Source organism: Winogradskyella sediminis, assembly GCF_003387355.1.
GTDB lineage: Bacteria > Bacteroidota > Bacteroidia > Flavobacteriales > Flavobacteriaceae > Winogradskyella > Winogradskyella sediminis.
The window spans coordinates 1,071,316-1,095,044 of record NZ_QUNH01000002.1; the positions used below are offsets into that span (position 1 = coordinate 1,071,316).

At 32.9% G+C, this 23,729-nt stretch carries 20 protein-coding genes and 3 tRNA genes; 6 read left to right on the top strand and 17 right to left on the bottom strand.

Annotation, left to right across the window (positions count from 1 at the left end; all coding sequences use genetic code 11):
- Position 1: 1 nt before the first annotated feature.
- Entirely contained in the window at positions 2 to 1,354 is a 1,353-nt protein-coding gene (locus C8N41_RS12120; protein WP_115839440.1) for a TlpA family protein disulfide reductase, read from the bottom strand.
- 126 nt (positions 1,355 to 1,480) lie between these two features.
- Here C8N41_RS12120 and hutH point away from each other — a divergent pair, with 126 nt between their 5' ends.
- Both hutH and C8N41_RS12130 read left to right on the top strand, forming a co-directional pair.
- A complete protein-coding gene (gene hutH / locus C8N41_RS12125) occupies positions 1,481 to 3,010 on the top strand; it encodes a histidine ammonia-lyase (RefSeq protein WP_092447422.1) in 1,530 nt (509 codons plus the stop codon).
- Between the two features lie 13 nt (positions 3,011 to 3,023).
- Entirely contained in the window at positions 3,024 to 3,311 is a 288-nt protein-coding gene (locus C8N41_RS12130; protein WP_115839441.1) for a hypothetical protein, read from the top strand.
- 247 nt (positions 3,312 to 3,558) lie between these two features.
- On the opposite strand, the gene C8N41_RS12135 is transcribed toward C8N41_RS12130, so the two are convergent.
- The gene (locus C8N41_RS12135; protein WP_249033271.1) at positions 3,559 to 3,978 is read right to left on the bottom strand and encodes a hypothetical protein; all 420 of its coding nucleotides are present in this window, start codon (positions 3,976 to 3,978) and stop codon (positions 3,559 to 3,561) included.
- A 36-nt stretch (positions 3,979 to 4,014) separates the two neighbouring features.
- Positions 4,015 to 6,564, bottom strand: coding sequence for an ATP-dependent Clp protease ATP-binding subunit (locus C8N41_RS12140; protein ID WP_115839442.1), 2,550 nt, complete (start codon positions 6,562 to 6,564; stop codon positions 4,015 to 4,017).
- Between the two features lie 262 nt (positions 6,565 to 6,826).
- Here C8N41_RS12140 and gyrA point away from each other — a divergent pair, with 262 nt between their 5' ends.
- Both gyrA and C8N41_RS12150 read left to right on the top strand, forming a co-directional pair.
- Complete coding sequence (gene gyrA / locus C8N41_RS12145; RefSeq protein WP_115839443.1) at positions 6,827 to 9,373, top strand: DNA gyrase subunit A; 2,547 nt, start codon at positions 6,827 to 6,829, stop codon at positions 9,371 to 9,373.
- 26 nt (positions 9,374 to 9,399) lie between these two features.
- The gene (locus C8N41_RS12150) at positions 9,400 to 10,686 is read left to right on the top strand and encodes a tetratricopeptide repeat protein (protein WP_092447426.1); all 1,287 of its coding nucleotides are present in this window, start codon (positions 9,400 to 9,402) and stop codon (positions 10,684 to 10,686) included.
- 51 nt (positions 10,687 to 10,737) lie between these two features.
- Here the strand turns inward: C8N41_RS12150 and C8N41_RS12155 are convergent, their stop codons facing one another.
- Together C8N41_RS12155 and C8N41_RS12160 are read right to left on the bottom strand one after the other, a co-directional pair.
- Positions 10,738 to 11,487 carry a C40 family peptidase gene (locus tag C8N41_RS12155; protein WP_115839444.1) on the bottom strand — a complete coding sequence of 250 codons (750 nt, stop codon included), beginning with the start codon at positions 11,485 to 11,487 and terminating at the stop codon, positions 10,738 to 10,740.
- Positions 11,488 to 11,496: 9 nt separating this feature from the next.
- A complete protein-coding gene (locus tag C8N41_RS12160) occupies positions 11,497 to 12,675 on the bottom strand; it encodes an acetyl-CoA C-acyltransferase (protein WP_092447428.1) in 1,179 nt (392 codons plus the stop codon).
- A 114-nt stretch (positions 12,676 to 12,789) separates the two neighbouring features.
- Between C8N41_RS12160 and C8N41_RS12165 the strand changes: the two genes are divergently transcribed.
- Entirely contained in the window at positions 12,790 to 14,841 is a 2,052-nt protein-coding gene (locus C8N41_RS12165; protein ID WP_092447429.1) for an HD family phosphohydrolase, read from the top strand.
- Positions 14,842 to 14,857: 16 nt separating this feature from the next.
- On the opposite strand, the gene C8N41_RS12170 is transcribed toward C8N41_RS12165, so the two are convergent.
- From C8N41_RS12170 to C8N41_RS12185, 4 genes are all read right to left on the bottom strand, one after another.
- Positions 14,858 to 15,481, bottom strand: a complete 624-nt coding sequence (locus C8N41_RS12170; protein ID WP_115839445.1) for a LysE family transporter — start codon at positions 15,479 to 15,481, stop codon at positions 14,858 to 14,860.
- Between the two features lie 182 nt (positions 15,482 to 15,663).
- Positions 15,664 to 15,737: transfer RNA gene (locus tag C8N41_RS12175), tRNA-Arg, on the bottom strand.
- A gap of 35 nt (positions 15,738 to 15,772) precedes the next feature.
- A tRNA-Pro gene (locus C8N41_RS12180) sits at positions 15,773 to 15,847 on the bottom strand.
- Between the two features lie 54 nt (positions 15,848 to 15,901).
- A tRNA-Ser gene (locus tag C8N41_RS12185) sits at positions 15,902 to 15,990 on the bottom strand.
- Between the two features lie 222 nt (positions 15,991 to 16,212).
- On the opposite strand from C8N41_RS12185, the gene C8N41_RS12190 reads away from it, so the two are divergent.
- On the top strand, positions 16,213 to 16,818 hold the full coding sequence (locus C8N41_RS12190; protein WP_092447431.1) for a hypothetical protein: 606 nt from the start codon (positions 16,213 to 16,215) through the stop codon (positions 16,816 to 16,818).
- 14 nt (positions 16,819 to 16,832) lie between these two features.
- On the opposite strand, the gene C8N41_RS12195 is transcribed toward C8N41_RS12190, so the two are convergent.
- The 8 genes from C8N41_RS12195 to tsaD form a co-directional block, all read right to left on the bottom strand.
- Positions 16,833 to 18,011, bottom strand: coding sequence for a THUMP-like domain-containing protein (locus tag C8N41_RS12195; protein ID WP_115839446.1), 1,179 nt, complete (start codon positions 18,009 to 18,011; stop codon positions 16,833 to 16,835).
- 7 nt (positions 18,012 to 18,018) lie between these two features.
- Positions 18,019 to 19,107: an AI-2E family transporter gene (locus C8N41_RS12200; RefSeq protein WP_115839447.1), complete on the bottom strand. Its 1,089-nt coding sequence runs from the start codon at positions 19,105 to 19,107 to the stop codon at positions 18,019 to 18,021.
- Between the two features lie 132 nt (positions 19,108 to 19,239).
- Entirely contained in the window at positions 19,240 to 19,746 is a 507-nt protein-coding gene (locus C8N41_RS12205; protein ID WP_115839448.1) for a TrmH family RNA methyltransferase, read from the bottom strand.
- Positions 19,747 to 19,983: 237 nt separating this feature from the next.
- Entirely contained in the window at positions 19,984 to 20,316 is a 333-nt protein-coding gene (locus C8N41_RS12210) for a hypothetical protein (RefSeq protein WP_115839449.1), read from the bottom strand.
- Positions 20,317 to 20,325: 9 nt separating this feature from the next.
- Positions 20,326 to 20,967: a DUF4159 domain-containing protein gene (locus tag C8N41_RS12215; RefSeq protein WP_092447841.1), complete on the bottom strand. Its 642-nt coding sequence runs from the start codon at positions 20,965 to 20,967 to the stop codon at positions 20,326 to 20,328.
- A gap of 4 nt (positions 20,968 to 20,971) precedes the next feature.
- The gene (locus C8N41_RS12220) at positions 20,972 to 21,676 is read right to left on the bottom strand and encodes a 16S rRNA (uracil(1498)-N(3))-methyltransferase (protein ID WP_115839450.1); all 705 of its coding nucleotides are present in this window, start codon (positions 21,674 to 21,676) and stop codon (positions 20,972 to 20,974) included.
- Positions 21,676 to 22,308, bottom strand: a complete 633-nt coding sequence (locus C8N41_RS12225) for a peptidylprolyl isomerase (RefSeq protein WP_092447437.1) — start codon at positions 22,306 to 22,308, stop codon at positions 21,676 to 21,678. The genes C8N41_RS12220 and C8N41_RS12225 overlap by 1 nt, the downstream gene beginning before the upstream one ends.
- A 191-nt stretch (positions 22,309 to 22,499) precedes the next feature.
- On the bottom strand, positions 22,500 to 23,522 hold the full coding sequence (gene tsaD / locus C8N41_RS12230; RefSeq protein ID WP_115839451.1) for a tRNA (adenosine(37)-N6)-threonylcarbamoyltransferase complex transferase subunit TsaD: 1,023 nt from the start codon (positions 23,520 to 23,522) through the stop codon (positions 22,500 to 22,502).
- Between the last annotated feature and the right edge of the window lie 207 nt (positions 23,523 to 23,729).

Sequence of the window (23,729 nt, forward strand, 5' to 3'; positions counted from 1 at the left end):
TTTAGATGTTCAATTCATTAAATAATTCAATAAGTTTTGGGTCAGAAGGTCTTGGCGCATCTGCATTTATAATTTTTCCATCAGGATCTATAAGTAGAAATCGAGGAATGGTATTAATGACATAATCGACAATAAATTGCGATTTAAAATTGTTATCAGCGATGAGCTGTATGCCACTCAATTCCTTTTCTTTTACCATATCTACCCATTTGTTATAGGCACTTTCAACATCTGCAGATATGCTAACAAAAGCAATGTTTTTATCGTGGTATTGTGTTTCAAGTTTTTTAAGAGATGGGATTTCAGCAATACATGGTCCGCACCAAGTTGCCCAAACATCAATATAAACATACTGTCCTTTGAGATCGTCTAGGGATGTGCTTCCTCCGTTGTGGTTTTCGTAATTTTCAAATTTAGGAGAAGGCTGACCTTTGCTGAGTTTTTGTATATTATTATAATTTTTGGTCAGTTTGTCTTTAAACGCTTTATCTGAAGATATAGACATAATCCCTTCGTAATAAGCCTTATTGTCTTCATTATTAGGAACGATACGGTATTGGAGAGTGTTAGCTAAATCTTCTTTTAATTCAGGAAAAGCAGTTTTATTAATCCATTCAAAGATGTCACTAATACTATCAATTTTATTTATTTTTCTTGTGTAATAATTTTGTACTAAACTTTTATAATTACTAATAGTTGTGTAGTCATGTTGATTACTGTAGTCCAAATTTTCAAGAGGTTTCAAAAATTCTGGAGTAGGTTTAAATTCTGGGTTTTTGGTATAATATTTATGACCCGAAGCATAATTTTGAATAAAACTTAAATAATCGTATTCTATATTTTGCGCTTCAATACGTGCAAATTCTGTATTTAAATCTTTTTGATTATTTAAGAGCTCTAGTTTTGTAGTTTTTATGTCATTTATTGCAGAAAGAAATTCAGATTCCTCCATAGTATATAACTCAGCCACATTAATATTGGCATTTTCGTTGGCCATATATTTTGCCGCTAAATAGTTGTTGTTTTGAGACCCTAAGCCAGTATAAGTGATTGTTTCATCAAACATTTCTGTGTTTAATGTTACATTTACATTGTCTTGTGCTGTAAGATACATTTCAGAAGTTTCTCCTCCGTGGCTTAAATTATAAAATCCGGATTCAATTCTTAATGTATCTGCAAAAGAACCGTCTTTTTGTAAAGGGATTTCTTTCACTTTTTTACGACCTTTTAAGATGGAGACTTTCACATCTTTAGGGTTTTCAATTTTTCCAGAAAATAAGGTGTAGTTCTCTTTTGTGTTTTCTTTACACGAAAAACAAAAGACTATAATAAGAATAGCTAGTATTTTTTTCATAAAAATAATTTATTTAATCTCAAAAATACAGAATCTAAAATAATGATAAGAATGGAATGAAATATTAATTATTTCATGGTAGAATCCAAAATAATTCTCAATTTTGAGGACCTTAAAATAGACTTCATGGATAATTATCATATCATTTCTTCTGATGCCTTAGATATTGTAACGATTTACAATATTTTTTATGAAAATAAAAAACTAAAACTATCAGAAGCATCTGCACAAAAGATACAGCAATGTAAGACGTATTTAGATGAAAAATTGGCCAATGAAAAAAAACCAATGTATGGTATTAATACAGGTTTTGGGTCACTTTATAATGTTAAAATTTCAGATGCAGATTTAAGTCAATTACAAGAGAACTTAGTAATGTCTCATGCTTGTGGAACAGGTGAACGTGTACCAGAATCTGTTGTAAAGGTGATGTTACTATTAAAAATTCAGTCGTTGAGTTATGGTCACAGTGGAGTACAGTTAGCCACTGTAGAGCGACTAATAGAATTTTTTAACAACGATATTTTTCCATTTGTTTTTACGCAAGGGTCTTTAGGTGCTTCAGGCGACTTGGCTCCTCTAGCTCATTTGGCATTACCGTTATTAGGGAAAGGAAAAGTAGTGCATAAAAATAAAGAATACGACGCAGCAACACTATTAGAAGAATACAACTGGGAACCTATTACTTTAGAGGCGAAAGAAGGTTTAGCCTTATTAAATGGAACTCAATTTATGAGTGCATATGGTGTGTATCTATTATTAATGTCGCATAAAACATCCTATTTGGCAGATATCATTGCGAGTATTTCATTAGATGCATTTGACGGTCGTATAGACCCTTTTCACGATTTGGTACATGCGGTAAGACCACATCCTGGGCAACGAAAAGTAGCAAGGCGTTTTAATGAGTTTCTAAAAGGAAGTGAGTTAATTTCTCGCGAAAAAGAACATGTGCAAGACCCATATTCTTTCCGTTGTATTCCTCAGGTTCATGGAGCTACAAAAGATACTTTAGATTTTGTAGAAAAAGTGGTTTTAACAGAAATCAACTCGGTTACCGATAACCCTAATATATTTCATGAAGAAGATTTGATTATTTCTGGTGGAAATTTTCACGGTCAGCCATTGGCCTTGGCCTTAGATTATTTAAAAATTGCAATGGCAGAGATTGGAAATATTTCAGAACGTCGTGTTTTTCAATTGGTGTCTGGTTTAAGAGGCTTACCTGCATTTTTAGTGGATAATCCAGGATTAAATTCTGGCTTTATGATTCCGCAATACACGGCAGCGAGTATTGTGAGTGCCAATAAACAAATGGCATCACCTGCGAGTATAGATAGCATTGTGTCTAGTAACGGACAAGAAGATCATGTAAGCATGGGTGCAAATGCGGCAACACAAGCCTATACTTTAGTTAAAAATGTAGAGCGTGTAATTGCTATAGAATTGATGAATGCATCGCAAGCCATTGAGTTTAGAAGACCTTTAAAAACCTCACCTTTATTAGAATCCTTTTTAGAACAATACCGAAAAGTTGTACCATTTATAAAAGCAGATGAAGTATTACATGATTCTATTGAAGCCTCTATTCAGTTTTTAAAGGATGTGGATATAGAAATAGAAGAGTTGTTTTTAAATTCTTATAATCTTAAGTAATTACTAGTGTAGCATGAAAAGCATAAACTATATTTTACCCTTTTTGTGTAGTTTCTGGATTTTAAATGCATGCTCTAGTGATGATGATGTGGCATCTTGTCCTCAAATTGAGAGTGCGACCATGACGATTAATGGTGAAATCATGGATTTTGAAATATTTGGCCGTGGAATAGATTTGGATAATGATGGATCTGGACATACGTTAAGTTTATACTTATCTAGCGGTTATTATTCTCCTCAGCAAAATACGTATGCCGTGACGTTAAAACTTCCATACAAAGAAACGGGTACTAATTCGTAGAGGAATTTAATTATTTACGTGTTGAAAATGCAACTTCAGCTGAAGGTGATTTTGTACAGTCGCAATTAGAGAGTCACGTTACGGTTAACAAAAACACATGCTTTAGTGCTACATTTTCAGGAAGTGCTACAATAGAAGGAAACGATGTGGTTATAACAGGTGGAGAAATAAACCATGTGTATACGGATCCGTTTGATTAATATAAACGTGAAGACTAATAAATTAAAGAGTTTCTAATTATTCAATTTTAGTCTCTTTTAATTAAGGTTTTAGCCCATGTCACAGCATCTTCAATTTCAGAAAAAATTTCAAAAGGTTTTTTAAAGAACATTTTTTCTATCTGCGCATTTATTTTTGCTTTATATTCTTGTGAAACCACAGCAAAGCCTTTTAACGAATTAATTTGAACTGTTTTATAATAAATCTCTGGATTAACGGAATATGAATTTATTCTATTTGAAATATAAACAAATGGTGATTCTTCGAAATAGGACTCTGTGATTTTAATAAGCGTATTGTTGTGTTCTGGTGTAAGAATAGTCCCTTCTTTAATGGTTACAATGATGTAGTGGTCGTATATCACAACATCACAAAAATCCAAGCTTAGGGTGTTTTTCATTTTAGTGATTTGATTTTTAGTAGTATAAGATAAAAAAAACTCCTTCATAAAGAAAGAGTTTTTTTTATTTATGTAATTTATTAATTACGATTCTGTTGTCTTGCTAGAAGATTTAATTTTAATGCTTAAAACATTATTTTCCTCATCTAAGTCCATGGTGATAGAGTCACCTTCGTGAATTTTAGAATTGATTATTTCTTCTGCAAGTGCATCTTCAACATATTTCTGAATCGCTCTATTAAGTGGTCTTGCTCCATATTGTTTATCAAAACCTTTTTCAGCAATATAATTTTTAGCCTTATCGGTAAGTTTTAGGTCGTAACCTAAATCTTTAATACGCTCAATAAGCTTAGCCATTTCGATATCAATAATTTTACTAATATCCTCTTGTTCTAATGCGTTGAAAACAATAACATCATCAATTCTATTTAAGAATTCAGGTGCAAAGGCTTTTTTAAGTGCATTTTCAATAACTCCTTTGGCATGATCGGATTCTTGAGCTAAAGCAGCAGCAGTCCCGAAACCTACACCAGAGCCAAAATCTTTTAATTTTCTGGCACCAATGTTAGAAGTCATAATTATAATAGTGTTTCTAAAGTCTATTTTGCGACCTAGACTGTCAGTTAAATATCCATCGTCTAATACTTGTAGTAGCATGTTAAAGACATCTGGATGCGCTTTTTCAATTTCATCTAAAAGAACAACAGCATAAGGTTTACGTCTTATTTTTTCGGTCAACTGCCCACCTTCTTCATAACCAACGTATCCTGGAGGTGCACCAACTAAACGAGAAATCGCGAATTTCTCCATGTATTCACTCATGTCAATTCGTACTAAAGAATCATCGCTATCAAATAGTTCGCGTGCTAAAACTTTTGCTAACTGTGTTTTACCCACACCTGTTTGTCCTAAAAATATAAATGAACCAATTGGTTTATTCGGATCTTTTAGTCCAGCTCTATTACGCTGAATAGCTTTCACTACTTTTGCAACAGCTTGATCTTGACCTATGACTTTACCTTTAATTAAATCGGGTAATTGAGAGAGTTTGGTGATCTCTTTTTGCGCAATTTTATTTACAGGTATTCCTGTCATCATTGAAACAACGTCGGCTACATTGTCTTCGGTAACGGTTTCACGATGTTGTTTGGTCTCTTCTTCCCATTTTTCTTGAGCAGTAGTCAGCTCTTTTTCTAAGCGTTTTTCATCATCTCTAAGCTTAGCGGCTTCTTCATATTTCTGCTTTTTAACAACGCTATTTTTAGTTTCTTTAACTTCTTCAAGTTTCTTTTCTAGTTCAAGAATCTGTTTTGGAACATCAATGTTAGTAATGTGTACACGAGAACCAGCTTCATCTAAAGCATCAATAGCCTTGTCTGGTAAAAAACGCTCGGTCATATAACGACTCGTTAACGTTACACAAGCTTCAATAGCTTCTGCGGTATAATCTACATTGTGGTGTTCTTCGTATTTGCCTTTAATATTATTAAGGATTTCAATCGTTTCTTCAACAGAAGTTGGTTCAACAATAACTTTTTGAAAACGTCGTTCTAATGCGCCATCTTTTTCAATGTATTGTCTGTATTCATCTAAAGTTGTGGCACCAATACATTGTATTTCACCTCGCGCTAATGCAGGTTTAAACATGTTGGAAGCATCTAAACTTCCAGTGGCTCCGCCAGCACCAACAATGGTATGAATTTCGTCTATGAATAGAATGATATCGTCATTCTTTTCTAGCTCATTCATAACAGCTTTCATACGTTCTTCAAATTGTCCTCTGTATTTTGTACCAGCCACTAAACTTGCTAAGTCTAGGGTAACCACGCGCTTATTAAATAAGGTACGCGAAACTTTACGTTTTACAATACGCAAGGCAAGACCTTCGGCAATGGCAGATTTACCAACGCCAGGCTCTCCTATTAATAGAGGGTTGTTTTTCTTTCTTCGACTTAAAATTTGAGATACACGTTGTATTTCTTTTTCTCTACCAACTACAGGATCTAATTTATCCTCTTCCGCCAGTACAGTTAAGTCCCTTCCAAAATTATCTAAAACCGGTGTTTTCGACTTTTTATTCGTTTTGCTAGTTGGTCCACCAAATGGATTCTGCTTAGCTTCTTCTTCCTCATTTATATCATCATCAGAAAACGATTCTGCTTTTGGAGTGTCTAAATAATCATCTTCACTTGTAATCATAGATTTAAATTCTTCTTTAACGTTATCATAATCTACCTTAAGCTTGTTTAAAAGCTTGGTTGTAGGGTCATTTTCATTTCTTAAAATACACAACAATAAATGTGCAGTATTAATAGAGGTACTTTGAAACAGTTTAGCTTCTAAAAAAGTTGTTTTCAATGCACGCTCTGCCTGCCTAGTGAGGTGTAAGTTCTTTTTTTCGTTAGATGTCGTTGTTATATTAGGGTTAGCAGGACTTAAAATCTCTACTTTACGCCTTAAGTGATTTAGATCTACATCTAAGGCACTTAATATATCTATAGCTTTACCATTACCATCTCTTAAAAGGCCAAGCATTAAATGCTCAGTACCAATAAAATCATGGCCTAATCGCAAGGCTTCTTCTTTGCTATAAGCAATAACATCTTTAACTCTTGGGGAAAAATTATCATCCATACTATATTCCTTTCTGCTTTAAAAATAATAAAAACATATTGAGTATAAGGCAAAAACCATACCTTAATTATATGTCATAAACGAAGAGACTAAAAAAGTGATTTAAATCAAAGGATTTATAGAGATACTTATTAACTAAAAAGATATCAAATATTGTTAATAAAAAATCCCAAAAATTGAATAGTTTTTATCTATAAACAGTAGTATTTTGGTTATCTTAGCGCGTTACGAAAACTTACGATAAAACTAATTAAAATTATATATGGCAGAAGGAGAAAAACTCATTCCAATTAACATTGAAGATGAAATGAAATCGGCCTACATTGATTATTCAATGTCGGTCATTGTGTCACGTGCGTTACCAGATGTAAGAGACGGTTTAAAACCAGTTCATAGACGTGTACTTTACGGTATGCACGAACTTGGAATTAGAGCAAATAGTGCGCATAAGAAATCAGCAAGAATTGTCGGTGAAGTTTTAGGTAAGTATCACCCTCATGGTGATACCTCTGTTTATGATACAATGGTACGTATGGCTCAAGAATGGAGTTTACGTTATATGTTAGTAGATGGTCAAGGTAACTTTGGATCTGTTGATGGCGATAGTCCTGCAGCAATGCGTTATACAGAAGCGCGTATGCGCAAGATTTCAGAGGATATGTTAGCTGATATTGATAAAGAGACTGTAGATCATAAATTAAATTTTGATGATACTTTAGAAGAACCTACAGTACTTCCAACACGTATACCTGGCTTATTAGTTAATGGAGCATCTGGTATTGCTGTTGGTATGGCAACAAATATGCCACCACACAACTTAACGGAAGTGGTGAATGGTACCATTGCTTATATTGACAATAATGATATTGAGATTGATGAACTCATTCAGCATATAAAAGCGCCAGATTTTCCAACTGGTGGAACCATTTATGGTTATGATGGAGTAAAAGAAGCTTTTCATACTGGTCGTGGACGAATCGTAATGCGAGGAAAAGCGGTAATAGAAGAGGTGCAAGGTAGAGAATGTATTATTGTTACAGAAATCCCTTATCAAGTTAATAAAGCCGACATGATTAAGAAGACTGCGGATTTAATTAACGATAAAAAAATGGATGGTATTGCATCTATTCGTGATGAATCGGATAGAAATGGAATGCGAATTGTATACGTGTTAAAACGTGACGCTATCCCTAACATTGTGCTTAATAAGTTATTTAAGTACACTGCGTTACAAACTTCATTTAGTGTAAATAATATTGCGCTTGTTAATGGCCGACCAGAGTTATTAAATTTAAAAGATTTAATACACTATTTTGTTGAACATAGACATGATGTTGTTGTAAGACGAACAACTTACGAATTGCGTAAGGCTGAAGAGCGTGCTCACATATTAGAAGGTTTAATTATAGCTTCTGATAATATAGATGAAGTGATAAAAATTATTCGTGCGTCGTCTAATGCTGAAGAAGCTCGAAATAATTTGATTGAACGTTTTAAACTCTCTGAAATCCAAGCGAAAGCTATTGTAGAGATGCGTTTACGTCAGTTAACTGGCTTAGAGCAAGACAAATTACGTGCAGAGTACGATGAAATTATGAAAACAATAATTGACCTTAAAGATATTCTCGATAAAAAAGAACGTCGAATGGATATTATAAAAGGTGAATTAGAAGTTGTAAGAGATAAATATGGTGATGATCGTCGTTCTACAATAGAGTATGCAGGTGGAGATTTAAGTATTGAAGATATGATTCCTGATGCTCAGGTAGTAATTACCATTTCACATGCAGGATACATAAAACGTACCTCGCTTACGGAATATAAAACTCAGAATAGAGGAGGAGTTGGTCAGAAAGCATCAACAACTCGTAATGAAGATTTCTTAGAGCATCTATTTGTAGGAACAAATCACCAATACATGTTGTTCTTTACACAAAAAGGAAAATGTTTCTGGATGCGTGTTTATGAAATTCCAGAAGGGTCTAAAACATCTAAAGGTAGAGCTATTCAGAATCTAATTAATATTGAGCAAGATGATAAAGTAATGGCCTTTATCTGTACTCAAGATTTAAAAGATGAAGCGTATATTAATAATCATTATGTGATTATGGCCACCAAACAAGGTCAGGTAAAAAAGACTTCTTTAGAACAATATTCTAGACCTAGATCTAACGGTATTAATGCCATTACAATTAAGGAAGATGATGTTTTACTAGAAGCTAAGTTAACCACTGGAGAAAGCCAAGTGATGCTGGCTTTAAAATCTGGTAAAGCCATTCGATTTGAAGAAGCTAAAACACGTCCAATGGGAAGAAATGCTTCAGGTGTTCGTGGTATTAGACTTCAAGATGAAAAAACGGATGAAGTTATTGGAATGATTGCTGTAGATGATATGGATAGTAACATTTTGGTAGTATCTGAAAATGGTTACGGAAAACGTTCAAGTCTAGAAGATTATAGAATTACCAATAGAGGAGGAAAAGGTGTAAAAACTATTTCTATTACAGAGAAAACGGGTAACTTGGTGTCTATTAAGAATGTAACAGATGATGATGATTTAATGATTATTAATAAATCTGGTATTGCAATCCGTATGGCAGTAGCCGATTTACGTGTTATGGGTAGAGCAACGCAAGGAGTTAAGCTTATTAACTTAAAAGGAAATGATTCTATTGCGGCTGTAGCTAAAGTAATGAAAGAAGACGAAGCTGAAGAAAATATAATAGATATAAATGCCGAAGTTCTTGATAATGAAGATGCTATTGAAGGTGGCACGGCTATTGATAATAATGACACAGAAAGCGAATAATTAACAACAAAACGATTAAATACAAGATGAAAAAATTAATGACAATTGTGCTAGTAATGGCAGTTACCTCGTTCTCTTTTGCACAAAAGAATGAGATAAAAGCAATTGAGAAAGCACTAAAAAACTCAAACTATGCTGATGCTAAATCGGCAGCCTCTGCAGCGCAAGGTTTAATTGGCAATATGGACGATAAGTCTAAAGCTAAATTTTATTACCTAAAAGCGCAAGCATTATATGCAAATGGTAATGGTAGTGATGCTGATATTGATGAGGCTATAACAAGTTTAGAGAACTTAAAAGATTTAGAATCTAAAATGGGTAAATTAAAATATACCCAGAAAGCTAATGAAATGACTACAGGTATGGTTAATACGTTTTTAACCAAAGCTAATGAGGCTTTTACAAAGAAAGATTATAAAGTTGCAGCAAAGCGTTTTGAGAAAGTTTATAGAATGTCTCCAAAAGATACATTGTATTTATATTATGCGGCTTCATCTGCAGTTTCTGAACCAGACTATGAAACGGCTTTAGACTATTATATCGAACTAAAAAACTTAGGGTACAATGGTGCTGAAATGAATTATTATGCGACAAATGTTGAAACTGGTGAAGAAGAAAACTTTTCAGATAAAGCTTCCAGAGATTTTTCGGTTAAAGCCAAATTGCACAAATTACCTAGAGAGAAAAAAAGTGCTTCTAAGACCGCTGAAATAGTTAAAAATATAGCTTTAATATACGTTTCTCAAGGCGAAAATGAAAAGGCTTTAGGAGCTATGGCAGATGCTAGAAAAGAAAACCCAGATGATATAGGGTTATTATTATCTGAAGCTAATGTTTACCTTAAAATGGGAAATAGAGAGCGCTTTAAAGAATTAATGGAAGAAGCAACTGAAAAAGATCCTAATAATGCAGAGTTACAATATAATTTAGGAGTTTTAGCTGCAGAGGGAGGAAACTCAGAAGAAGCTATTAAATATTATGAAAAAGCTGTAGCCATTAATCCAAATTATGTTGATGCCTACACTAATATAGCAGTGGTTATTTTAGATGGTGAAGCTAAGATTGTTGAAGAAATGAATGCTTTAGGAACCAGTAAAGCTGATAATATTAAGTACGATGAATTAAAAGAAAAGCGTACTAAAGTTTATGAAAAAGCAATTCCTTATTTAGAAAAAGCATTAGAGTTGAAAAATACTAACATTGATGCCGCTAGAACGTTAATGAATATATACAGCGCTTTAGGTGAAACAGCTAAATTTAAAGAAATGAGAACTAAAGTAGAAGCAATGGAAGCTTCTGCAAATGGTAATTAGTAAAACTTTTAAGACATAAAAAAAAGCGACTTTTTTTAAAGTCGCTTTTTTTTATACTATTTTTTTTATGACCCTCAGTTTGTGAGTGTGTATGTTTTTATCTGTATTATATATGCCACTATGATCTAGTCGGTCAATTCTAACTTTTCCATGTGCATGTATAATATAGTTGTTTTCCATAATAATACCTACATGTGTGATATGGCCTTCGGCATTATCAAAAAAGGCTAAATCACCAGGCTCACTTTCTTCAATAAAGCTTAAAGCTTCTCCTTGTGTGGCTTGTTCCGAAGCATCTCTTAATAATTTATAGCCATTTATTTTATAAACCATCTGTGTAAATCCCGAACAGTCAATTCCAAATGGCGTTTTGCCTCCCCATAAATAAGGAGCATTCAAAAATAAAAATGCAGATTTTATAATATTATCCTTCGTACTTTTTGCCGTTACTGATGTGCCATCAAAATGGTGATTTAATAATTTGAGACCATTTAAATCAGAGCCTACAGGAATTGGGTACAGATTATTTGATGTATCTGCTACAAATTCAATTAAATCATTAGATAAATTAATATCTGATTGACTCAACTGATTGTATTGCAATTCTTCAATTTCGAGATATTGTTTATTATCTATCCAGCCTTCATATTTATCAAAAGCAAAACGAATACGACTCCATTTTTTGCGTTGCTCAAGAACTTTAAAATAGTCACCATACAACGCTTGCGTTACCATTTCACTGGTATCGCTAGGTTCTAATCGTATAGGTACAATTCCAAGATTGCAAATGCCGTATTGCATAAGTTGTTATTAAGCGCGTTCTAATACCATTGCTGACGCACCACCACCACCATTACAAATAGCAGCAGCACCTAGTTTAGCGTTGTTTTGATGTAACACATTAATTAATGTCACTAAAATACGTGCACCAGAACAACCTAAAGGATGTCCTAATGAAACAGCACCACCATTTACATTAACGTTGCTATCATTTAATCCTAGAATTTTCATGTTAGCTAAACCTACAACGGAAAAAGCTTCATTAAATTCAAAGAAATCGATAGCATCTAATTCTAAATTAGCTTTAGCAAGAGCCTTTGGTAATGCTTTTGCAGGAGCCGTAGTAAACCAATGTGGTTCGTGTGCGGCATCGGCATAACTCTTCACAGTAGCTAAAGGTTTTAAGCCTAATTCTTCTGCTTTTTCTCTACTCATTAACACCAACGCAGCAGCGCCATCGTTAATTGTAGAAGCGTTCGCAGCTGTTACTGTGCCGTCTTTAGTAAACGCAGGGCGTAACGCCGGAATTTTATCCATTCTAACATTAGAATATTCTTCATCTTGATCAACTGTTTTTGGTTCACCACGACGTTGAGGCACTTCCACAGCAATCACTTCATCTTTAAATTTGCCAGCTTCCCAAGCTGCTTTAGAGCGTTCGTAAGATTGAATCGCAAAAGCATCTTGATCTTCTCTTGAAAATTCATATTCAGTAGCACAAGCATCTGCACAAACTCCCATTGCATTTTTATCGTAAGCATCTACAAGACCATCTTTTTGCATTCCATCTTCTAGTGTTGCTGGTCCAAATTTTGTAGCGCTTCTTGCATGGTAATAATGTGGAATTAAACTCATGTTTTCCATTCCTCCTGCAACCACAATAGAGGCATCACCTAATTGAATAGCCTGGGCTGCTTGCATTACAGCTTTCATTCCAGAAGCACAAACTTTATTAATAGTAGTACTAGGAATTGTATTTGGTAGACCAGCATAAATAGCGGCTTGTCTTGCAGGTGCTTGTCCTGTGCCAGCTTGCACAACATTTCCCATAATAACTTCATCAACCAATTCTGGTTTTAGGTTAATTTTATCTAGAGCTCCTTTAATTGCAGCAGCTCCTAAGCGAGGTGCTGGTACTGTAGATAAACTACCTAAAAAACTTCCAATTGGTGTTCTAACCGCAGAAACGATAACGACGTCTTTATTCATTGTAATTATGTTTGATGTTATTTGATGCGAAATTAAACATTTTTTAAGAGATTTGAGAATGTATTAATGATATTAGCCGTCTAAAATTTTATTATTTATTACATTTGATTGTATATGAATGTTTTCTACAATAAGTGGTATAAGAATCACGCTTTAGTCTATAAGATTTTGTTGTTTATAGTAACAACATTATTTATTGTATATCTATTTCCTAAAACAGGAAAATTTAGATACTCCTTTGAAAAAGGCAAGCCTTGGCAATCAGAAAATTTATACGCACCATTTAATTTCGCTATTAAAAAATCTAAAGCAGAAATTGACTCTGAGAAAAATGAAATTAAAAGTCGAAGTCTCGTTTATTTTGAATTAAATAGAGAGATAAAAGCCGAGGTGTTTTCTGATTATTTAACGAGATTTAATCAGGTGTTTAAGGATTCAAGTAATTTTAGTATCGAAAATTCAGATCTGTATCTAAAAGGAAAATCAATTGTAAATAATCTATATGATGTCGGTGTTTTAGATTCAGATTACAATTATGATGAGGATAGAGCGGTAAAGCTTGTAACGTCAAATAAAGTTGAGAAAGAAATTCAATATGGTCGTTTATTTGAATTGAGTAATCTACGACAACGTGTGGAATCGGATTTAGGTAGTTCCATTCCTACAGCTGATAAAAAACGTATAATTTCTATATTTTTTGATGTTATAAAACCTAATGTTAAGCTGAATTCAAGTTTAACTAAAAAAGCATTAGAGGAAGAGTTATCGAGAATATCGCTAACACGAGGTAGAGTAGAGAAGGATCAGTTAATTATTTCAAAAGGTCAAGTTATTGAAGAAAACCAATATGACATTCTCAGTTCATTAAAATCGGAATACGAATCGCAAGTATGGAATTCTGCCAATTATAACTGGGTGCTCATAGCTTATACCTTATTGGTGGCGTTAGCGCTTTTAATGCTTCTGCTATTTCTTAGTCGTTATAGAAAAGAGGTTTTTTTAAATAATACTAAAGTAACGTTTATATTTTTCAATATTGCTCTAATGATATTATTGAGCACTTTAGTAATTAACTTTAATTCTCAGTATATCTATGTGGTGCCTTTATGTGTTTTACCACTTGTTTTAAAAGCATTTTTCGATGCTAGATTAGGTTTGTTTACACATGTACTTACAGTTTTACTTCTAGGTTTTGTGGTGCCTAATAGTTATGAGTATATGTTTCTTCAAATTATTGCAGGAATGGTGACGATTTTAACCGTTTCTGAATTATATAAACGCGCCAATCTTTTCATTTCAGTTGGTCAGATTACGTTTATATATATCATTGCTTATTTTGCTTTTTTCGTTATTCATGAAGGGCAACTGACAGGTATAAAATTTCAAATTTTCGGCATGTTCATTCTTTGTGGATTGGCCACATTATTTGTGCAACCTTTAATTTATATCTACGAAAAAATATTCGGCTTAGTGTCTGATGTGTCATTATTAGAACTTTCCGATACTAATACAAAACTCTTAAAAGAATTATCTAACAGAGCGCCTGGAACCTTTCATCATTCTTTAAACGTGGCGAATTTGGCAGAAGCTGCAGCTAATGAAATTGGCGCCAATGCTATGTTGGTAAGAGTAGGAGCTTTGTATCATGATATCGGAAAAATGAATAATCCAACATATTTCACTGAAAACCAAAGTACGGGAATTAACCCGCATGATGAGCTATCTAATAGAGAAAGCGCCAAAGTTATTATAGACCATGTTTTAAATGGGATTGAAATTGCAAAAAAATATAATTTGCCAGATCGCGTTATCGATTTTATAAGAACGCATCATGGTACAAGTTTGGTATATTACTTCTATATGAAGGAAAAAGCTGCCAATGACAATGTAGATATTAATGACTTTGCTTATCCTGGCCCAACACCGTATAGTAAAGAAACCGCTATTCTTATGATGTGTGATAGTGTAGAAGCAGCTTCTAAGAGTCTAAAAGAACCGACCAGTACTAAAATTAATGATTTTGTAGAAAATATCATTAATAAACAAATGGAAAGTGGTCAATTTTTAAATGCAGATATTACGTTTAAAGAAATTCAGTCTTTAAAGAAAGTACTAAAATTTAAGTTGGCCAATATTTACCATTTAAGGATTGAGTATCCTGAATAATTAAAACGAATTCTAATTATCTTACATATATTGAGATAAGATTAATTATAGATACCATAGCGGTAAGACACCCTAAAATTAAGTTCATTTTATCGGCAATGGCATTCAGCTTATGTTCAATTTTATTAGCAACAATAGCATATAAGGCATATAACGTAAAGGATCCTAAGGTAGAGCCGATTGAAAAATATAGGCTATTTTGTAGGGAATATTCAAAATAATTTAAGCTTATAAGTAAAGAAATTGATGTAAAGTAAAATGGAATTGCTATGGTATTTAATAGCGATAAGCCAATACCACTTAAGTAGGCTTTAGATTTTTTAATTTCAATTTTCTTTTTGCCACCTTTAGAGTTAAAATGTAATCTGAAAAAATTAATGGATAATAGCATTAGAATCACAGAGCCTATTTTTTGAATAAACGTTATGTATTCTGAATTTTTCATTAAAACATCAGAGAAATAGGCGCCAATATTAGCTTGAAAAAATAAGACGGTTGCAAACCCACCAATTAGAAAAAAGGCCGCTATTTTACCGCTTTTTAAACTGTACTTAACAACGGTGAGATTTAAATAACTAGGCACAATACTACCGGAAGTAGCGACAATAAAACCTAAGCCCAAGCACACAAAAAAGTTCATTCGTTTTTTTATTACAAATAACGACTTATTATATGGTGTTGTTGTTCCGTTACAGTACAATATTAGCTCAAATCGATTGTGTCTAAATAATTTTATTTTTTAGAATTTTTATAATAGTGAAGCATTAATCTATTTAACCTCTAAACACAAAAAAGCCTCACTATTTCTAGTAAGGCTTCTTGTGATCGCACTAGGATTCGAACCTAGGACCGCCTGCTTAGAAGGCAGGTGCTCTATCCAGCTGAGCTATGCGACCATTTAGAGTAAACACTCTAAAAAATTCAATAAAAGTCGGGGTGGCAGGATTCGAACCTGCGGCCTCCACGTCCCAAACGTGGCGCGATAACCGGGCTACGCTACACCCCGAAAATGATTATCTTAATCTTACTTACAGAATCGCATAAGCTGCAGTAAAAATTGCGGAGAGACAGGGATTCGAACCCTGGGTAAGTGTTTCCACCTACGACGATTTAGCAAACCGCTCCTTTCGGCCACTCAGGCACCTCTCCAATATATAAAAGAACATTCTCTTAAATGCGGATGCAAATGTAACGCAACATTTTAAAGAACGCAACAATTTTTTTGAGTTTTTTTATATTTTTTTTGAGGTTAACATTTATCATTTATTTAAGTGTATATTTATCAGAGATGTATATGTGTCGAAGGTGGTTTTTAGTGATCATGTTTTTTATTTGAATACTATCGTTCGCTACACGTTTTTATATTTTATTATGTCTAGTTATAAAAAAGATAGAGCATTTACAGATTATGTGCATAAACATATCGCATTACCTCACATCTATAATTCAATAAGCTGGAAAGAGGTGAAATTGAAGAAGAACTATGCCAAATTTATTGATATGACTGTAGGTATCGACTACGTTTTTATTACTGATGATACCGTAAAAACAGTGCAAGAGCGATTTAGAGAAGCTAAATATAAAGAGTTTACCGACTTTACTATTCGTTATAGGCGAGATGATAATAAACACTTAGATCGACAAGAATCAGAATATTTTAAAATGAAAGCACACTATTTTACTTATGGAATTTTAGATTGCTCAAAAAGTGATATTTGTAAATCGTCTCAGTTTTTAAAATATGCGATTATCGATTTAAAAAAAGTTTATGAAAAGTTAGATTCGGGTGATATTTTCATTTCTGATAACGGTGAACATAAATGCCGAATAGTGAATGGTGAAAAAATAGAATGCCCTGTAAAATATAATACTGACGGTTCGTCATCTTTCTTTCCTATAGATATTTCATATTTAGTAAAGCTTTGGGGAAAGGATATGGTGGTTTTGCAAAAAGGATTTTTAAATCCCAATGAATAAATGCTTGTAAGGATTTACACTTTAGAGCAAATAATGATAATTTTAGAGTCATGGCAATCTGTAGTAAAAAATACATAGCTGTGACCACCGTCTTTAACTTTTAGTTTTTTGCGGATATCACTTACAGTCAATGGAAAGTTTCTAGTCGTAATATTTGCTTTGGTTATTTTTTCTTTAGAAAAACTCTTTTTACTATAAGGCAATACTTTATTAATTTTAAAGCGTCTACCAGGAAAATCAATAAGCTTATTAGACGTGTATAGATGCGAATGTTTATGTAATTTATCAATACGTAAAAGGTCGCTAACAGAATTAAAACTACCCGATTTTAAAATTGCAACATTCGGTTCATATAAATAGGTAAGAGGATCGCTATAAGTGACCTTGGCATCCGATTCATCGTTAAAATTAAAACTGAAATGTTGTGTATTCGATTTTTGTAAATTAACTGTTTTTATTACCACGTTGGTATTATAATCACGCTCTAAAATCCATAATAATTCTTTAACTTCATTTTGAACTGCAACAACATGTATTTCTTTAACGTTAGTAAGATCGGACAACGTTGCCTTTATATCTAATAAAGGAGACGTTTTAATCATCACGTTCTGGGCATATTTTAGAAGTGTTTTTTGATGTATTTTAATGTTTGGTTCACAATCCGAGAGTAAAAATACCTTTTGTTTTGTATGGTCTCTTCGAGAAGGATCTATATATATCCAATCGAACGGCTTATCGATAGCTTTTAAAGTTTCTATACCATTTTCATTTTTGCATTCTATATTAGAAATATGAAGCGCTTCTGTGTTATGTTGAACAATATGAGATAATTCTGAATTAATCTCGCAATGCGTAACGTAATCTACTTGTTTTGAAAAATAATAGGCATCAACTCCAAAGCCTCCTGTAAGATCAATTAATGAATTTCCTGAAACCAAATGTGCTTTAAATTTAGCAGTAATTTCCGAAGACGTTTGCTCAATGTTTAGCCGGTTTGGATAGTATATGTTTTCAGTTTCAAACCACGTTGGTAATTTCTTTTGGCATCGTTTTTTTGCCTCAATTTGCTCAATAACTAATTTTGAATCTACAAATGTAAACGGAATGCCTTTTAACAATAGTTTAGAAGTGTCTGAATTGATGTGTTCATTTATATAACCTTGAACGTCTATATGTAGTAATGTGGTATTCAATTTAAAATTATAAGTTTTTTGTAAGCTTTTTAACGATGTTGTAATCTGATAAAAACTCTTTTAAAACGACTTTTAGGGCTGTGTATGTCGGAATGGCTACAATCATACCCACAACTCCAAAAAGAATACCTGCGATGATGATGACTAAGAAAATTTCCAACGGATGCGATTTTACACTTTTTGAAAAAATATAAGGTTGACTAAAGAAGTTATCTACCAATTGAGCGAAAATAAAACCAATCATCACATACGTTGTTTTTGGTAAAATAACAGCGCTAAAACTTTCGCCTAAGTTACTAGACATACTTAATAACAGCATTAAAAAACCACTGACTAATGGTCCTATGTAAGGCACCAAATTAAGGAGTGCACATAAAAATGCAATAACAATGGCATTGTCTATGCCAAAGACCAGTAAAACTATAGTGTAGATTACGAATAAGATTAATATTTGAAATATTAGCCCTACAAAATAGCGCGATAACAAGTCTTTAATAGTTGCAATAGAGCGTTTAGAGCGTTCTTCATTACCAGAAGGAATAAACGTCATTAAACCATCTTCAAATAACTTACTGTCTTTTAAAAAGAAAAACGAAATAAAAAGTACTGAAAACAAGCCAATACTAAAACTTCCTAAACCACTGACAATACTATTTAGAAAATTGGGTATAATAGCAAAATCTAATTTTGAAAGCATATGAGAATCTTCAATAGATTTCTCGATATCTATATGATTAAATTGAAAATAGGTAATAATCTGGTCATAAAGATTTTCAATGTTTACTTGCAGTTGTTCAATATTAAGTAAGGCCAAATTCTGACCTTGCTCTATAATTAAAGGGATAAAAAGCCCTATAAGTCCAACGAGTAAACCTAAGAGCACGATCATTGTGGTTACAACAGCAATGGTATTGTTAAATTTTAATCGTTGTCTTAAAAAAAGAATAATAGGACGACCGATTAATGAAATTACCACCGCAACGGCAATGTAAATAATGACAGACTGAATTTTAAATAAAAAATATAACACGAGGACTATAGCCAAAATAATGCCTATTGCTCTTAAAATACCGTTAGCTATGGTTTTAGAATTCATGTATTAGTTGGGTTAATTTTAATAGGTAGCTAGACATTTGTGAAGCCTTATTTACTGAGTTTACATTGCGTATAACACAAATGTTTAATGTGATAAATATAAGTAAAGATGTTGAGATAAATTTACCATTTATTATGCATTCAACTGCTTTGTTAATTCATATAGAGCAATACTTGTGGCTTGTACAACATTCATACTGCTATTATTTCCAAACATATTTATATGTACCACGGCATCCGATTGCCTAAGTATGGTATCAGAAACCCCAAAATTCTCATCACCTAAAATTAATACAATAGGTTGATTGGTTTCTAATTTAAAATGAGTTAAAGGTTGGCTATTTTCAGAAATCTCTAAAGCTATGATGTAATAACCATTTCTTTTATAGTCTTTTATCTGGGTTTCTATATCTTCTGCTATACGATGATTCACATATTTTTCGGTAGAACGAGAGGTTTTGGTCATCCGCTTTCCTAGAGAAATATTGGTACCACAAAAAATGAGTTCTGCAATACCAAAAGCATCTGCAATTCTAAATAAACTTCCAATATTTGGAGCGTTATTTACATTATCACAAATAACGGTTATGTTATGTTGTTGTTTCTGGAAGTTTGTATTATAATGATGTAATTGGCTCAATGTAATGTGTTTTAAGAATTAAGATATTTCAACTTAGATGATTTATCTGTCCGCAGGTATAAATGAGGTGGTTAATATTTCTGAAACAACAAATATTGCCTTTTGGACACTCCTTATTAAAATTTGATAGTCCAATAGTATAGCTGTGACTATTAATAGAGGTCATAGATTGAAACGTAAACAATAAAATGAATATAGCAGCTACTATTTTATATGGTAATGTAAAACTCTTCAATTTTATTTGACCATAGTACGATTAAAGGCACTCGATTTCTTTTTCATTTCAATCCAGAAGTAAAGTGGAATGGCTCCTGTTAGTGTTGAAACCCAACCCAAATCCCAAAGTAAATACGTGATTACAGCAGAAAGTACAAACCCAATGATGACATAGGTGTAATTGTCATCTACATATAATCTATTAATATGTTTTTTAGTAAAATGGCCGCAGTGAAGACAGCGTTTATTAAACTCATTTTTGCCTAGTTCCATTAACAAACCATGTCTATTCGCAGCTTTGGTTTTTACAGTATTATCTTTTTTACAAGACTCGCAACGGTAACTTAATTTCATGATCAATATCTAATGCTCAAAAGCATATTTTATAATATTGGCTCCCATTTTTAGAGCCTTTTCTCTAACCTCTTCAGGGTCGTTATGGACCTCTGAGTCCTCCCAGCCATCTCCTAAGTCACTTTCAAAAGTAAACAGTAGTATTAATCTTTCATCTTGAAAAATACCGTAGGCCTTTGGTGCTTTTCCATCGTGCTCATGAATTTTAGGTAAGCCATTTGGAAAATTAAAAGCCGAACTAAATATTTTATGGTTTTTAGGAATTTCAATTAACGACTTATTTGGAAATACTTTTTTAAGCTCTTTCGTTACATAAGGTTCCATTCCATAATTATCATCGATATGAAGAAACCCTCCGGACATGAGGTAATTTCTTAAATTTTCGGCATCATCTTCACTGAAAAACACATTTCCATGACCTGTCATATGTAAAAACGGAAACTGAAAAATATCAATGCTTCCTGCTTCCACAGTTTGAATATTTTCATTGATATTAGTATCAATATTATCATTACAGTACTTTACTAAATTAGGTAAAGCTGTTGGGTTACTGTACCAGTCTCCACCACCTTTATATTTTAAAATAGCAACTTCTTGTGAAAATAGTACAATAGAAAATAGTGAAAAAAATAGCGTTAAAATAAGTCTCATATAGTTATTCATTTAAAAACGCTACAGAATGGCTAGCCGCAATAGCAGCAGTTTCTGTTCGTAGGCGTGTCTCACCCAAAGTTACAGGAATATAATGGTGCTGCAAGGCCATTTCAATTTCTTTAACGCTAAAATCTCCTTCTGGACCAATTAAAATAGTAACATCTGAACCTGGTTTTAATTGAGATTTTAAAGATGTTTTATCAGTTTCTTCGCAATGTGCTATAAACATGTGACTATTGAAATCTTTATTTATAAAATCCTTAAAAGCTACAGGAGTATTAAGTTTTGGTAGATAGCACTGTAACGACTGTTTCATAGCAGACTGAATAATTTTCTCAAAACGTTCAATTTTTACAACTTTGCGCTCACTATGATCGCAAATAATAGGGGTGATGGTTGTAACTCCAATTTCAGTTGCTTTTTCTAAAAACCATTCGTAACGGTCATTCATTTTGGTTGGTGCTACAGCCAAATGTAAACGGTATTCGCGTTTAGGTTGTAGGCTTTTAGATAAGATAGAAACGTTACAATGCTTTTGATCTGCTAAAGTGATTTCAGCTTCAAATAACCAACCATTTCCGTTAGTGATATGCAATGTATCTCCAATAGTTTTACGCAAAACTTTTGCAATATGTCTACTTTCGTCTTTATCAAAACTAAAATTAACGTCGTTTTCCGAAATATTTGGATTATAAAATAGTTGCATTACTCAATATCTTCAGTGAATTTTAATACTGTAATCTCTTCAATAGGTGTTCGGTCTTCGGTTTTAACAACCAAGTAGTATTTTTTGTTTTCTACGTCATCTATAGAAAAAATATCACCTATAGCATGGTGTTCATTTAAGGCAATGTCATCAAAAGCTACAGACATATCACCGGCTTTTATCCAACCTGTGTCACCTTTTGTTTTTGCTGAACTTCCGGTAGAGTGGTGCTTTGCTAAATCTGTAAATCGATATCCTTGTTTATATAAGGAAAGAACTTTTTCTCGTTTTAATATGGCATCTTCATCTGATGTCTTTGAAGCATCAATCACAATGATGTTGAATTTATAATAATCCACCTCCCCTTTATCTACAATTTTATAAAAGGTTTTTTTAAAATCGGTTCTAGTAACTTTTTTGCCTCCTTTTGAGAGCTTAAAAAGGTCGTTGGCTAGTCTGGTTTTATGTTTTGCTTTGTTAAAGGTAAATAACTTGCCATGCGTGGGTTTATTTTCTTTTAAAAAGGTTTGAGCTTGCTCAGAAGTTGTAATTGAATCGAGTTGTTTTTCAAAAGACTCCTGACTTAAGCCAAAAAAAGGAATGAAAAGTAAAAGGACAAATAAGTGTTTCATAATTAAGAATTGAATTTAGTTAGATTTAGGGTTACTACAAAACAACTAAATTTTAAGATAGCATAGAAATAAAGAAGGTAAGAATGTTAACAGATGTTTTAACAATTGATGTTATTTACTGTTTTTTATAGAAAATGCTTGTTTATGTCCTACTTAGAAGTTTATATCGTGACTACTTTTAAGTTGAAATATTATATTTTTAATCGTGCAGTAGCCATGACATCAAAATCAGAAAAATCGTTATCTAAATACTTCAAATAACCCACAATTGCGATCATGGCAGCATTATCAGTAGTGTACTCAAATTTTGGAATATAACTTGTCCAACCAAATTTTTGCTCAGCATCTTTTAAGGCCTTTCTTATGCCAGAATTTGCAGAAACTCCTCCACCAATTGCAATATGCTTTATACCTGTTTGTTTAACGGCTAGTTTTAATTTAGACATTAAAATGCCAATAATAGTATATTGAATAGAGGCACAAATATCATTGAGGTTCTCAGTAATAAAATTAGGATTCGCTTTTACTTCTCGCTGTACAAAATAGAGGATGTTTGTTTTTAATCCCGAAAAACTAAAATTCAAACCATCCACTTTAGGTTTTGTAAATTGAAATGCTTTAGGGTTTCCTAATTGTGCTCGTCTATCAATTTCTGGTCCTGCAGGATAACCTAACCCTAACACTTTGCCACTTTTATCATAGGCCTCACCAACAGCATCATCTATAGTTTCGCCTAAGACTTCCATTTCAAAATAATTGCTCACTTTTACAATTTGAGTGTGTCCGCCAGAGATCGTCATTGCTAAGAAAGGAAATGGAGGTTTGTTGTGGTTTTCTTCGTCAATAAAATGAGCTAAAATATGAGCTTGCATATGGTTAACATCTATTAAGGGAATATCTAAGCCGTAGGCTAAAGATTTGGCAAAAGATGTTCCTACCAATAAAGAGCCCATTAAACCAGGACCTCTAGTAAAAGCAACAGCATGCAACTGTTCTTTTTTTACACCTGCTTTTTCTAATGCTTGGTGGACCACAGGAACTATGTTTTGTTGGTGCGCACGCGAGGCTAATTCTGGCACAACTCCACCATATTCAGTATGTATCTTTTGATCTGCTACAACATTGCTTAAAATTGTATCGTTACAAAGTACAGCAGCTGAAGTATCATCGCAAGATGATTCAATTCCTAGGATATAAATATTTTCTTTTTCCATAGTCGATATTAGGCACAATAATTGTTAATTTTACGAGTTAAAGTCCATTACTGCATTTAACAACGTATTGTATAGGCAAAGGTAATAAGAAATCGTACCAAATGAATTTTAAAATATTTCAAATTTAACTGATCATTTTAAAGTTTATTAGTGTAAAAAGTAAATCTCATAAAATCTATCAAACGAATTCTCAAAATACTAAGTAAA